We start from the raw sequence: 12,487 nt of genomic DNA, 5'->3' as shown, positions 1-12,487 counted from the left end.
GGGAGGCCGGCGGCGATGTGCGCCGCGGCAGGTTCAAAACAGTAGGCCCGGATCGCCGGTCAGCCAAAAAGCCGGAGCGAAGGGTCGGAATCCGTCCCCTTGACCCGCGCTTCTTGGTTGACCGGCGATCCGGGCCTAAAGTTCTGGGACTCCCCTCGCCTTTCCCCGCTCTGTGGTCTGGGCTTCTGCATGCCCAATAGCGACCCTGCGGGGATATCTCTGCGCGACGGGCACTTCCTCCCGCACATTCCCACCCGATTCGGGGTACCTCTTTGCCTTTTTCCCTTCACCACGGCGACGCCCTCAGCGTTCTCGCCACCCTGCCGGACGCCTGCGTTGATTCCGTGATCACCGATCCGCCGTACAACAGCGGGGGCAGGACGGCGAAGGAGCGAACCTCCAAGACGGCGCGTCAGAAGTACACCTCCGCCGACGCCCAGCACGAGCTGCCGGACTTCACCGGCGAGAACATGGACCAGCGGTCGTACGGCTTCTGGCTGACGCAGATCATGACCGAGGCCCACCGGACCACGAGGACCGGCGGCACCGCGCTGCTGTACACCGACTGGCGACAGATGCCGACGACGACGGACGCTTTGCAGGCCGCCGGCTGGCTGTGGCGTGGCGTGCTGGCCTGGCACAAACCGCAGGCCAGGCCCCAGAAGGGCCGCTTCACCCAGAACTGTGAATTCATCATCTGGGGCTCGAAGGGGGCCATCGACGGCTCCCGCAACCCGGTTTACCTGCCCGGCCTTTACTCCGCATCGCAGCCCTCGGGCAAGAACCGCCAGCACATCACACAGAAGCCCGTCGAGGTGATGCGCGAGCTCGTCAAGATCGCCCCGGAAGGCGGGACGGTACTGGACTTCTGTGCCGGTTCCGGCTCCACGGGCGTCGCCGCACTGCTGGAGGGCCGTGACTTCATCGGCGTGGAAAAGACGGAGCATTACGCCTCCGTCGCAGCCGACCGGCTGAGTGAAACCGTCCGGAAGACCCTTTCCCAGGACGACGTCACCTTGACCGCTTGAACCCTCCGAGCACACCCCCGGTGCCCGTGTCCATTCGGCGACGCGGATGCCGGGTGTCACGTCGGGGGAATGTGCTTCGCTTTCCCATGCCTCTAGGAGATCCACCTGTCCATGCCCGAAAACACTGATTCCCAGGGGGAGTTGGAGCCGATCCGAATTCCGGACTCCGACCTGGAGGATATCGAGGCCCGCGTCCGGAGGCTGATGGAGCAGTCCGAGCAACAGGCCCAGCAGCTGGACCACCTTGCTGCCGCACCGCTTCCGGCCCCGGAGCTTTCACCGTCTCCGTTCGCGGCCTTTGGCATGCCGCCCGGGTTCGGCGGCCCGGCCCCAGCTGCACCGCCCGAACCGCGACCAATCCTGGAACTGGAGGGCGAGGAGTTCGAGGACGAGATCGACTCGCTCACCGACTGGGTCGATGACTTCCTGCTGCCGACCTACGGCACCGAGGTCACCACGGCATCCCCCTGGTGCCTGCAGTGGCAGGAACACCCCGACGTGCTGGCCTGGGTCCACGCGCTGTGGCTCGCCTACCAGCAGCACAAGGACCCCGAGGCGGGCTTGAGTGGCATGTTCGTGTGGCACCGGGACTTCCTCACGCACGCCATCGCCGCCATCCGATCCCCAGGGGGACCGTTGTCGGCCTGTATGACCTCGCCGGACCGCCCCGCCCACCGGGTGCTGCCGGGACCGCAGCGCTCGGCCCGTACGGAGAAGACGAACACGACCCCGAACGCGGAGCCCGGAGCCGGTGAGTCGGCCTCGTGAACGCAGGGCAAGAGCCGGCATTCGGGCTCTCCTTCGATCCGCGAGCCCTGACCGATCTCCTCCAGGCATCCAGTGACATCCGCGACCTGGCGCTCAGCCTGCTCCAGGACGTCGTCAACGCCAACCGGTTCGGCACCAAGCTGACCGGAGACCTCGCGGGCTACCGGAAACTTCAGGTCGACTCCCGGGCCCAGTGGCGGATCGTCTACGCCGTGCGGCCCGCGCCCATGACGTCCACGCACCGGAGCGAAGTCCATGTAGTGGCTGTCCGGCCCCGGGCCAAGAACGATGTCTACGACACCGTGGGCGCCCGGCTGGGCATGGCCCGCCGACCGCTCAGCGCAAGGACCCACGCTGCCCGGTCCCAGTCCCCGCAGCTCATCTCCCGCGCGTCCGTGCCCAAGCCCGGCCCGCGGACCGCGCCCGCGTCCAGCCTGCTTCGGCCTCCCCACGGCGCAGAGCAGTACCACCGTGCCCGCTGAAGCAAGGAGTTCTCCATGCCCTCTGCCCCTGATACGGGGCCGACCAGGCCCGCCGTGTCCCCGCTCGACCACCGCGTCGAAGCCGCGACCGGCCACACGGTCGACCTGCTCTGGTCCTACCGAGACCGCGGTGTCCTGGACGAAGCGCACGCCCTTCTGGTCGACCGGCACCGCAAGTTGGCGCAGGCCCAGACCGGCGTGATCTTCTACCGCACGTTGCTCCACCGGCTCAGCAGCGGCGAATTCGACATCGACTCCGCACTGTTCGAGCGGATCGACCGCACCGTCGACCAGCTGGAGGAGGCGGCGAACGCCCGCGACGATGCCGCAGCGCGCGTGCTGCAGGCACTGGAGCCGATCGAATCCGCGGAACTCAGTGCACTGCCCGGTGGCCGTGAGCCGCTGCCGGCCGCCGACCGGGCAGCGCTGCTGGCCATTGCGGGCGGCGCCAAGCTCCACGAGCACCTTCTGACCAACCGCCGGTCCGTGGCCACCGCCTCCGGCACCCGCATCCCGCACGACCACCTGGAACGCCTCGAAGCCTCCGGGCTGGTCACACGGGACACAAGCCATGCGGTGCACGCCGGGCAGCCGGTTGCTCTCACCGACACGGGCCGTGCGGCCCTGGTCAGCAGCCAGCGTCCGAGCACGACCGCAACACCGTCAATGCCGCCGCCCGGGACGTGGCCCGCCACCGCCCGGGGCCGTCGTTGACCGCTCCTTCCCGACAGATGATGGAAACCCGCCCTTGCCCCAACCTGAATTTGACCTTCGTCTCGACGGCTTCGACGCCGCCGACGCGCGCACCGAGGAAGCCTTCGGGCACGCGATTGGGAGCAGCCTCGGCGAACTTACGCCGCTTGCCCAGCACCACTCCGAGGACGGCACCCACAGCTACTACGTCCTGCATGACGGTTCCGTCACCTGGGGAATCCCTGGATCGCCACAGCTCGTGGCACTTCATCTGCAACGTGATCTTCAGGCCCGGACGTACTCGTTCTTGCACGCGGTGATGCCTCTGCCGGTGATGGCGCAGTCCTGGCTCGTCCGCCGCGGGTGCCCGCAGGACGCCATCGGCCTGGTGCCCGGCCTTAGCGCAGCGGCGGACGAAGCAACTCGCACGCTGGAACAGCAACTGCTGAGCAACGGGAGGGACTTCGTTCCCATGGACAGCTACACCCATGACGCCGAGCCGATGTCCACGCTCGTGGTCCTGCGCGCCCGTGATCCGCGCAACCCTGTTCCGTACCGCGTACTGCACGAGGAACTGAACTCCAAGACGTGGACCCACACCCTGCGTGAAGGCGGGTTTGCCACCGCCGAGGAAGCCTTCGAATGGTACGCAGACTGCCTCGGCGGAGAGGCTGGCCCGCTGCCACCGGTCACGGTGACCGCCCCCACTACCCGGCCCGCCAAATCGGCGGCACCCTCCGTCGCGCCGCGCACTGTGCGCCGAAGCCGGTGACCGCCAATTGTGCGGCGCGGGGCGGAACATAACCGAGGAACGCCGGTTGGCCAAACCGGCGAATCCGCGGACTCTTAAACAGCCGTCGGGCCCACACCCGGCCCGGCTTCTGGCATTCCCCCTTTCCTTGTCTGGAGGCTAATTCCGCATGCCCTTCGTCCGCGTGGTGCTCTCGTCCGTGCTGTTCGGTCTCCTCGCTCTACCGATCGTCGCCGCGACGGTCGCGGTCCTGGCGCTGGCCACCGCCCCGACCGTCCGGTTCTGAGGGCAGCCACCCCACAGGGCTGCGACACCAGCCCTGCGGACAAGCAGTTCCAACCTCAGCGCCACCACTCCACGACGGCAGCATCGCGATGCCGCGTGCGCGCAGACCTGAGCCGGGCTCCAGCAGAGCCCTTCTCTGTAAAGGACTTGCAGCCGGTCCTTTGGTCCTCCCTTATTCCGCATCAGACAGGATGGAGTTCTCCGTGTACGACGCGCTAGAAGACGTCGTTGGCGTCCTCACCGAACAAATCGAGCGCCGCTTTTCCATGGGTATGGCGGAACTCAAGATGACGGTTGCCGCGGCCCCGGACGCCAACTCCGAGGCCACATCCTTCGTGAGGTGGCACGACCTCCTCACGGAATCTCAGACCGCCCTCGGGAAGGCAGAGGACGACCTCCTCGCCTCACTGGAGACACAGCCCAGCGAAGTTGACGATCCGACGTTGGCACTCGCCTTCCGCGTCAATGACGCCGTCGCAGCCAGGGACGCTCGGGCCATGGTCATCCGTTGGATGCTCGATCCCACCGCCGTCGGCTTGCAGGGGCGCGATGCCGCGCGTCGTACGCTGCTCAGCGGTGCCGGACGCCGGGGCCCGGCCGTACCCACCAGCCCGCCAGCGGCACGTCCTGTGACGGCACCAGCCACCGGCCGAGGAGCCAGCCGGTGAGCGTCCGCGACAAGCCGTGCACCCAGGATCATCGCCTCCAAGTGGTTTTCAGCGCCCCGGTCGTCGAGCTGTACGAGAGGGCCGTCGGCACTGACGCCCCGGTAGCCCTGGCCCGAGCGTTGGAGCTGCGCTCGTTCCTCGCTCTGGCCGAGGAGCACGTCGACGGCATCCGCGCGCGCATCCACCAGGCCATGGAACCCGAGCGTGACATGGACGAGCTGGACGCAGACGACCTACGGATGGACGCCCGCTGGTTGGAGGCGGCACTCGGCGCCCGCGACAGCTGCCGCACGGCCCTGGACGACCTGCTGCGCACCATGCCGAAGCAAGGCGAGCAGGTACGCCTGGCGCCTCCGCCACGGCAGACGATCACGGTCACCCCCGCCCCTGTCCGTACCGAACCGGAACCACAGCGCGCAGGGATCTCCCGCACCCGCCGACCCTGAAGGTTCCGCCGATTGACCCAACAGCCGCTTGATTCCACTGAGGTTGCCGGCCGGATCGAAGACCTCTACGGGGCCCCGCTGGCCGACCTGCAGGCCCACGCTCAGAACGGCCCTCCCGGGATGCTCGCCGCGCTCCTGGGGATCCACAGCCAGCTGGCCTTCGCCGAGCAGAGCATCGCTTTCCACCGCGAGCGGCTCCTGCACCTCGTTCACCCAGACCGGCAGTTCACCTCGCACGATGCGCCGCACGTCGTGGACTGTGCCCGCCGCTTGGCCGAGGGCATCGCGGTCCACGCCGCCCAGTCCCAGACGGCCGCAGCGGTACTGCAGAGCCTCGTCCGCACGTCAGCACCCGCACCCACCACTGCCTCCGCCGTGCCCTCCCCGCCCGTGACAGCGGCACACACCTCACCGAGCCGCTGACCCGAGCGCCCTCGGCCCCAACCCACCCAGGAGTTCTGCACCTTGGCCACCACCGGACTGCCCCCTGCCACCGACGCCGACGTCGCCCGGGTCACCGAAGCACTCGCCATGATCACCCCGCGATGGAACGTACGGGTCCTGCTGGCCCTGGCCGGCAAGCCCCTGCGCTACACCGAAGTCGCCACCCGACTGCCCTGGCTGCACAGCGGTCAGCTGCATCCCCGGCTGCGCGCGGTGTGCGACAGCGGCCTGGCCGAACGCATCGAACACGGCCCCCGGCACGTCACCTACGGCCTGACCGACCGTGGCACCGCACTCCTGCCGGTGCTTCCCCTGGTCGTCACCTGGGCCGAGAAATTCCTGGAGAAGCCGGACCGTCCGCTGCCGGCGATCGAGCAGATCGAGGACAGCCTCACCCTGCTCACCCGTCGGCACGCCACCGCGATCCTGTGGACCCTCAAAAGCCGGGGCGAAACCAGCGGCAAGGCTTTGGCAAGCGTGGTCATGCCCGGCGTCGAGGGAACCCACATCTACTCACCCCTGCGCCAGCTCGTCGACGACCGCCTCGTCGACACCAACGGAACCGGCCAGCCCTACCGCCTCTCGGCGGCCGGGCACGCCTTGGGAGACGTCTTCGGAGCCCTCTCGGCCTGGGCGAGCGGACAGACCTTCTCCGAGGCGACCCCCCACCCGCTCTGGAAGCCGGGCCCGAACAACCAGGACACCACGCGGCAGAACTGGGCCAGCCACCCCTCGCGCAAACCCATAGCTCCGCCCGCGACCACCCCGGCACGAGCCGCCCAGCCCGTTCGCCCTGTGTGGCAGAAGCGCTCCCTCTTCTCCGACACCGTCCCGGCCCAGCCGACGACCGCTTCCGCCGGAGGCGCGCGGCGATGATCCTCTCCGACCGCTTCGTACGGGCCCAAGGCGCCTGCCGTGCTCTGTCCACCGCTAGCCTGGTCCGGCTGATCACTGAGATCGACGACAACGGAACCATCCCGCCCCGCGGGCTGGCCAGTGCCCTTCCCGACCTCACCCCGCATCACGTTCGCCGGGCCACCGAGCGCGCCCGCGACCTCGGCCTGGTCCGCGTCCGTGCCGGCCAGGGGCTGTCACTCACCGAGTCCGGACTGCACGTCGCCGAGCTGTACGACGCGATTTCCCGCTGGGCCCGCCGCTTCGCCTACCCGGCCCCGACCTGCGACTTCGCAGGGCGCATCCGTCACACTCTCGCCCTGCTGTCCGCTCCACAGGTCCTCAGCGTCCTCACGAAGGCCCAACCTGCCTCCGGTCACCTGCCGGTGAGCGAGGAGGCCACCAGAGCCCTCGCCGAGGTATGGACCCTTCTGGACCAGTGGCTGCGGGTCTACGAGCCGACTCTCCCGTTCGCTGACGTTGAGCTTGCCGCGTGACGCCCCGCCGCAGCGCGCGGCACGCGCGCCGCCGCACGCCGAGCCTGCTGCGCGGCGTCTACCTTCCCCGCACAGCGGACGGGATTGCCTTCGCGGTCACCACGTACGGCATTCCGCTTCTGGTCCTGGCCACCACCGGATCGGCAGGCTTGACGGGCTTGGCGTTCGCGCTGGAATGGGTACCGCGCATCGGCGCCTTCACCGTGGCCGGCACGCTCGTCGACCGCTACGGGACGGCCCGCATCTTCCGGGCTGCCTGCCTTGCGCGGGCCGTGCTCGTGCTCGCCGCCGCCGCCGTCCTGACGAGCCTCGACAACCACACCCTGGCCGCTACGGCGACGGTGATGTGCCTCGCCGCACTGACCGGGGTCCTCACCGAGTTCAGCTACATCGCGGTCGAGACGGAGGGCGGCGAAGCCAGCAGGGGAGCGGGGGAGCGTGCGCACCGGGTGCAGTCGGTCCTGCTGGGGATCGACCAGAGCGCCATGCTCGCGGGCCCTGCGGTCTCCGGGCTGCTCGTCGAGTACGGCGGACCCGCCCTCATGCTCGGCTGCCTCGCAGCGTTCTCCCTCCTTGCCGCGCTTCTCGGCCTCCCACGGTCCGCGGCCCCGGCCACTGAGGTGCAGAAGAAGGGGCTCAGGACCGGCTGGTCGACCCTGCGGTCGCTGCCAGCCCTGTCCTGGCTGATCGGCGGGCTGCTCGTCTCCAACGGAGCGGTAGCCCTCCTCCAAGCAGCAATGCCGGTAATCGTCGTCAGCGAGCTAGGACATTCCAGCGCGGACGCCGGGCTCATCTGGTCCGCCGCGGCGGTCGCTTCACTCCTGGCCGTCACGGCCTCCCGCATGGCGATCGACCGGTGGGGGCTGTGGCCCGTCGGCGCGGTCGCCGCCGCGGTCGCGGCGGGAGCCACCCTCGCCGTCTCCCAAGCGGAGACATACCGCACCTATCTCGTCCTGATCGCCGTCCTGATGGCCGGCGAGGGCGGCCTCACCGTGGTCCTGCGCACCTTGCGCTCCCACCTCATCCCGTCCGCCGTGTTCGGCAGCACGCTCGCCGTCTCCGTCCTCGTGCTGCTGCTGCCCTTCCCCGCCGCCGGCCTCCTGGTCGCCGCCGTCCCACCCGCCCAGCTGGGGCACATCATCGCCGGCGCTGCAGTCCTGCAGGCAGTCGGCCTCGCCGCCGCCTTCGCCCGCCTGCGGACACTCCCCGCACTGTCCGCCGCCCGCGCCTGACCTCCACGAGAGGACCCCCGAAGCCCATGTCCGCGTCCCCCCAGGACCACACCCCCGGCCTCGGCCGCACGCGCCATCGCCACCGGTCCACCACCATCAGCGAACAGTTCCACGCCTTCGACGCCCAACACCCCCGCGTGTACCGGACCTTGGAGCGCCTGGTGGCCCAGCGCCTGGCCGCCGGAGCTCAGCGGATCGGCACCAAGGCGTTGTTCGAGGCCCTGCGCTGGCGCCTTCCGCACGGTGTCGAGGGCCTCAACAACAACTTCACCGCGCTGTACGCGCGACGGCTGCTCACCGACCACCCGGAATGGGCCTCCGCGATCGAGGTCCGGCGCCGTCGAAGCGCGTGAAGCCGACCACCCCGAACCCCCTACCCGCCTGACCTTCTGAGGAGCACCACCTTGTCCACTCGCCCGACGATCATGATCGTTTCCTCCGCCGACCCTGAGTCCGAGGCGTACAGGGGGTATTGCCTGGAGCACGTCGCTGCTTTCTATGACGTCGTCCTCATCAGCGGTGCAGAGCCCACGTGGGAAGCCCGGTTCATCACCGATCACGCTCTTGCCGACCCGGTCGATGAAGTTGCACTCGCAGCGGCGGGCCAGGCCCTCTCCGCCCGCCACCAGTTGTCCGGCGTCATGACGTGGTTCGAGGACTATCTGGTCCCCGTCGCCCGACTGGCCCGGCTGCTTGGCCTGCCCACCAGCGACCCGACCTCGATGCAGGCCGCCCGCAACAAGGCAGTCGGCCGACGCCTGTTCGCCCAGCACCAGGTGCCCTCCGCGGAGTCGATATCCGTCAGCACTCTTCAGGAGGCCACGCTCGCGGCCGAGACGATCGGGTACCCCGTCGTACTGAAGCCCGCCGCCCACGCGGCCAGCATCGGCGTCATCCGCGTCGACAGCGCGGACGACCTGCCGGACGGCTACTCCTTCGCCGCCGCAGGCGCCAGCCATGGAGTCGAGAGCCAGCAGGTCCTGGTCGAGGAGTATTTGGCGGGCCCGGAGATCTCGGTCGAGTGCGCGACCTACCAGGGCCGGACGTTGGTGGTCGCCGTCACCCGTAAATCCCTCGGCCCGGAGCCGCACTTCGAGGAGATCGCGCACAGCGTCGACGCGGCCGACCCACTGCTCGCCACCGTCGCGCCCGTCGCCGCTGCCGCCGTTGCAGCGCTCGGCATCACCGACGGAATCCAGCACGTGGAAATGCGGCTCGTCGACGGCCAGCCGCGCATGATCGAGCTGAACGGCCGCGTGGGAGGCGACTTGATCGGCCTCCTCGTGCACCGGGCCACCGGTATCTCGCTGCCCCGCGCCGCCGCCGACATCGCCTGCGGCACAGCCCCCGACCTCACCCCGGACCGCGCGGAGGCCGCAGCGATAGAATTGCTCTACCCGGACACCAGCGGCACGCTCGTCGCCCGTCACTTCCCGGGCCGGGCCGCCGACCGGGCCCCCTGGCTGGACCGGCTTCACTGGCAGCGCCAGGTGGGCGACCAGCTGCTGCTCCCGCAGGACGGCGGGGACCTGGACAGCTCCCGCATTGGCTTTGCGATCACGACCGGACCCACCGCAGCGGTCGCACGGTTCCGTGCCGACGAGGTGGCCCGCGCGCTCGTCATCGACGTCGAACCCACCGCTCAGCCGGTAGCCACGGTGGCCGTGTGAAGGCGGCCACCACGCACGCCGAGGCGCCGGGTGTGATCGACGGAGACGTGTACGTCTCCCCGCGGTACCTGGCGGGCACCACCGGGTCCGGCGATGTCGCGCTCGATCCGCTGCTGGCCCTTGGTTGGGACCTCCAGCACGACGACCTCGGCAACGTCTACGTCCACTCGCCCGAGCGCCGTATCCGACTCGGGTATCTTCCCGAAGGCGAGGACGACGGGCTCTGGCGCATCAACGCCTACAAAGACCCGTTCGGGGCACCGACCTGGGGCGTGTGCTTCAACGACATGTGTCCCACGGAGTTTGTCGCCGCCTTCACCACCGCCCTCGCCGAGGCGTACGCAGACGGCCCGGGCGCCTACCTCGCAGGCCCGGTGCCCGGACACGCGGACCGAGACCCGTTTCTCGCGGTGGAACCGCTCATCAACAGCAACTGGCAGGTCGGCCATCCCCGTTGGGGCGTCTTTACGGCCCAGCCCGCCGACGGGCTCGCGGGGCTGGAGTTCACCTCCGGTCAGCTCGACCCGGCCGGCGAACTGGACAGCCGCGACGCCCGCTGGCAGCTGTGGGCCGGCACGTCCATAGATCGCCCGGCCTGGTACGCCACCGCGAGCACGGACACCCCCGTGGCCCTGCTCAAGGCGCTCACCCAGTGTGTGGCCGACCCCGCACCCCTCCCGCGCTGGCGAAGCGCGACGTTCAGCTACGTCAAGGGCCTGGCCGAGCTGACCCCGATCCTTCCGCCCAGCCCACCGGTCCCGACTCCGCTGGAAATTCAACGGGCCTCCGCACGCCGACCGGCAGCCCTGACGACCTCCAGCGTCCCGCGCTGGAGCACCGCCAGCCGTCCCGCCCTGCCCGGCCCCCGCCGCTAACCGGTTCGCATTCGACAGGAGGCTCCTTGTCGTCCCTACAGGCCCCCGAGTTCTTCGCGGAACTCTGCTTCCCCTTCCCCGACAGCACGGTCGTGGGCAACACCTATTACGCCGTCCCCGTCCCCGGTTCACCGTTGCGGCTGCGGATCGACTTCTCCCGAACCATCTACGAGAACACTTACGGCGGCCTGCGCCTTGCAGTAGTCCACCCGGAACGAGGTGAGATCGATGCCGTGGTACTCAGCTTCCTAGGCCACGGAACCTTCCACCGCCGCGACGAGGCGCACAACACCCGCCCAGGTTCCAAGCAGTACGGCACCTTCGACACCTACCACCGCCCCGGCCACCCGCCCTGGGAGGGTGCCGTCACCGGCGGGTTGCGCGACGCCATCGAGCAGTACGCCGCCATCTGGTTCCCCGGCGCATGGCCGGCCCGCCCGGTGGTCCGGACCGCATCCAAGGTCCCCACTCCGCCAGCTGCCCGCAGCGGTGGCCCTACGCGATGAACCTCAGTCCGTGTCCCCCGGCGCTCCGCGCGGGCTTACAGCAATCCCCTCCTTGGGCTTGACCCCACGCAGACCGTGAAGGTTCTCCCCCGCTAAGCCTCGCCGAGTGCAGTTCTGGCCGCACTCGTTGACCTAACTTTTCCCCTAGACACAGGAGCCCTCCGCTCGTGCACATCCGCATGCCCCGTGGTGCCGTCCGAACCGCCGTACTCGCTGCCGTGGTGACCGGCACACTCACCTGGCCAGCGACTGCCTCCGCCCAGTCGACGGAGCCGCCGCCCAACCGCACCTCCAGCACGGCTCCCGAACCAGAGCCGGGCAGTATCACCATCTCCAAGAAGGACCCCGCCGGAGACGTTCTCCCAGGAGCCGCATTCTTGCTCCGTGATGCCACCGGCAAGGAAGCAGGGAAGGGCACCACCGACGCCCAGGGAACGCTCACCCTCACCGGCCTCACCCCGGGCATCTACCGCCTGACGGAGACCGCGTCCGGCAGCCCGCTCCACGACACCGTCGCTGACCAGGACGTCATCGTCACCCCCGGACAGAGCAGCCGCCTGACGATCATCGACCCGTTCAAGCCGGGAGACGTGATCGTGAAGAAGCGCGACAGGAAGACAGGAACCCCTCTGGCCGGGGCCGTCATCAACGTCGTACCGACGAACGGAAAGGGCGACACGATCACCCTGACCACCGGCCAGGACGGCACCGCCAAGGGAAGCCTCCCTGTTTCCTCCCGCACCGGCAACACGTACACGGCCACCGAGACCAAGGCGCCTGCCGGCTACCAGCTCGACGCCAAGCCGGTCACCATCACCCTCAAGCCGGGCTCGTCCGTCGTCGCCGCCTTCGCCGACACGGCCAAGGAAAGGCCGACGACGCCGACACCCACGCCTGAGCCCACCAAGCCCGGCACAATCCCGCCGGTCAAGCCCCCGACCCCGACCACGGAAACTCCCGGCACTCCCGCCCCGGCCACACCCACACCGGCCTCCAAAGAGTCCGTGCCGCCCGAGAACCACCCCACGCCGGAGGGAGCGCTCGCCCGCACAGGCGCAGATGGCACCGTGTGGATCGTCGGTGGTGCCGGACTCCTGCTCGCCGCAGGAGGCGGAGCGGTGATAGCCGCACGCCGTCGCACCAACAGCGACCCCTTCTCTGTCAAGTAGAGCGTGTTGAGCGCGAACTGCTCTCTCTGACCTGATCCACCAACTAGAGCGTGTCTCTTCGGTCGGACGGACCAGGGAC

General features: G+C 69.4%; 16 protein-coding genes. All 16 read left to right on the top strand.

Features of this window, described 5'->3' with window-relative positions; genetic code table 11:
• The first annotated feature begins 272 nt into the window (after positions 1–272).
• The 16 genes from ACIO3O_RS08265 (at position 273) to ACIO3O_RS08190 (ending at position 12,408) form a co-directional block, all read left to right on the top strand.
• Positions 273–1,028, top strand: coding sequence for a DNA-methyltransferase (locus ACIO3O_RS08265; RefSeq protein WP_401743483.1), 756 nt, complete (start codon positions 273–275; stop codon positions 1,026–1,028).
• Positions 1,029–1,232: 204 nt separating this feature from the next.
• Complete coding sequence (locus tag ACIO3O_RS08260) at positions 1,233–1,796, top strand: DUF4913 domain-containing protein (RefSeq protein WP_401744439.1); 564 nt, start codon at positions 1,233–1,235, stop codon at positions 1,794–1,796.
• Positions 1,793–2,278 (top strand): hypothetical protein, encoded by a 486-nt coding sequence (locus ACIO3O_RS08255; RefSeq protein WP_401743481.1) that lies wholly within the window; start codon positions 1,793–1,795, stop codon positions 2,276–2,278. Before ACIO3O_RS08260 ends, ACIO3O_RS08255 begins: the two co-directional genes overlap by 4 nt.
• 15 nt (positions 2,279–2,293) lie before the next feature.
• Positions 2,294–2,992, top strand: coding sequence for a hypothetical protein (locus tag ACIO3O_RS08250; RefSeq protein WP_401743479.1), 699 nt, complete (start codon positions 2,294–2,296; stop codon positions 2,990–2,992).
• 34 nt (positions 2,993–3,026) lie between these two features.
• Positions 3,027–3,743, top strand: a complete 717-nt coding sequence (locus ACIO3O_RS08245) for a hypothetical protein (RefSeq protein ID WP_401743476.1) — start codon at positions 3,027–3,029, stop codon at positions 3,741–3,743.
• Positions 3,744–4,210: 467 nt separating this feature from the next.
• Positions 4,211–4,675, top strand: a complete 465-nt coding sequence (locus tag ACIO3O_RS08240; protein WP_401743475.1) for a hypothetical protein — start codon at positions 4,211–4,213, stop codon at positions 4,673–4,675.
• Positions 4,672–5,121 carry a hypothetical protein gene (locus ACIO3O_RS08235; RefSeq protein WP_401743473.1) on the top strand — a complete coding sequence of 150 codons (450 nt, stop codon included), beginning with the start codon at positions 4,672–4,674 and terminating at the stop codon, positions 5,119–5,121. Before ACIO3O_RS08240 ends, ACIO3O_RS08235 begins: the two co-directional genes overlap by 4 nt.
• 12 nt (positions 5,122–5,133) lie before the next feature.
• Positions 5,134–5,544, top strand: a complete 411-nt coding sequence (locus ACIO3O_RS08230) for a hypothetical protein (RefSeq protein WP_401743471.1) — start codon at positions 5,134–5,136, stop codon at positions 5,542–5,544.
• Positions 5,545–5,586: 42 nt separating this feature from the next.
• On the top strand, positions 5,587–6,441 hold the full coding sequence (locus ACIO3O_RS08225; RefSeq protein ID WP_401743469.1) for a winged helix-turn-helix transcriptional regulator: 855 nt from the start codon (positions 5,587–5,589) through the stop codon (positions 6,439–6,441).
• Complete coding sequence (locus ACIO3O_RS08220; RefSeq protein WP_401743465.1) at positions 6,438–6,956, top strand: regulator; 519 nt, start codon at positions 6,438–6,440, stop codon at positions 6,954–6,956. The genes ACIO3O_RS08225 and ACIO3O_RS08220 overlap by 4 nt, the downstream gene beginning before the upstream one ends.
• On the top strand, positions 6,953–8,188 hold the full coding sequence (locus ACIO3O_RS08215) for an MFS transporter (RefSeq protein WP_401743460.1): 1,236 nt from the start codon (positions 6,953–6,955) through the stop codon (positions 8,186–8,188). The genes ACIO3O_RS08220 and ACIO3O_RS08215 overlap by 4 nt, the downstream gene beginning before the upstream one ends.
• A gap of 26 nt (positions 8,189–8,214) precedes the next feature.
• The gene (locus tag ACIO3O_RS08210) at positions 8,215–8,541 is read left to right on the top strand and encodes a hypothetical protein (RefSeq protein ID WP_401743457.1); all 327 of its coding nucleotides are present in this window, start codon (positions 8,215–8,217) and stop codon (positions 8,539–8,541) included.
• Between the two features lie 72 nt (positions 8,542–8,613).
• Entirely contained in the window at positions 8,614–9,858 is a 1,245-nt protein-coding gene (locus ACIO3O_RS08205) for an ATP-grasp domain-containing protein (RefSeq protein ID WP_401744437.1), read from the top strand.
• Positions 9,855–10,733: a DUF317 domain-containing protein gene (locus tag ACIO3O_RS08200; RefSeq protein ID WP_401743454.1), complete on the top strand. Its 879-nt coding sequence runs from the start codon at positions 9,855–9,857 to the stop codon at positions 10,731–10,733. The genes ACIO3O_RS08205 and ACIO3O_RS08200 overlap by 4 nt, the downstream gene beginning before the upstream one ends.
• Positions 10,734–10,759: 26 nt before the next feature.
• Entirely contained in the window at positions 10,760–11,239 is a 480-nt protein-coding gene (locus ACIO3O_RS08195) for a hypothetical protein (RefSeq protein ID WP_401743452.1), read from the top strand.
• A gap of 179 nt (positions 11,240–11,418) precedes the next feature.
• On the top strand, positions 11,419–12,408 hold the full coding sequence (locus ACIO3O_RS08190) for a collagen binding domain-containing protein (RefSeq protein ID WP_401744436.1): 990 nt from the start codon (positions 11,419–11,421) through the stop codon (positions 12,406–12,408).
• Positions 12,409–12,487 lie beyond the last annotated feature (79 nt).

This window comes from Streptomyces sp. NPDC087440, assembly GCF_044744005.1.
Lineage (GTDB): Bacteria > Actinomycetota > Actinomycetes > Streptomycetales > Streptomycetaceae > Streptomyces.
Note: the sequence above shows the minus strand (reverse complement) of the source record. Positions and strands in the feature narration are given on the sequence as shown.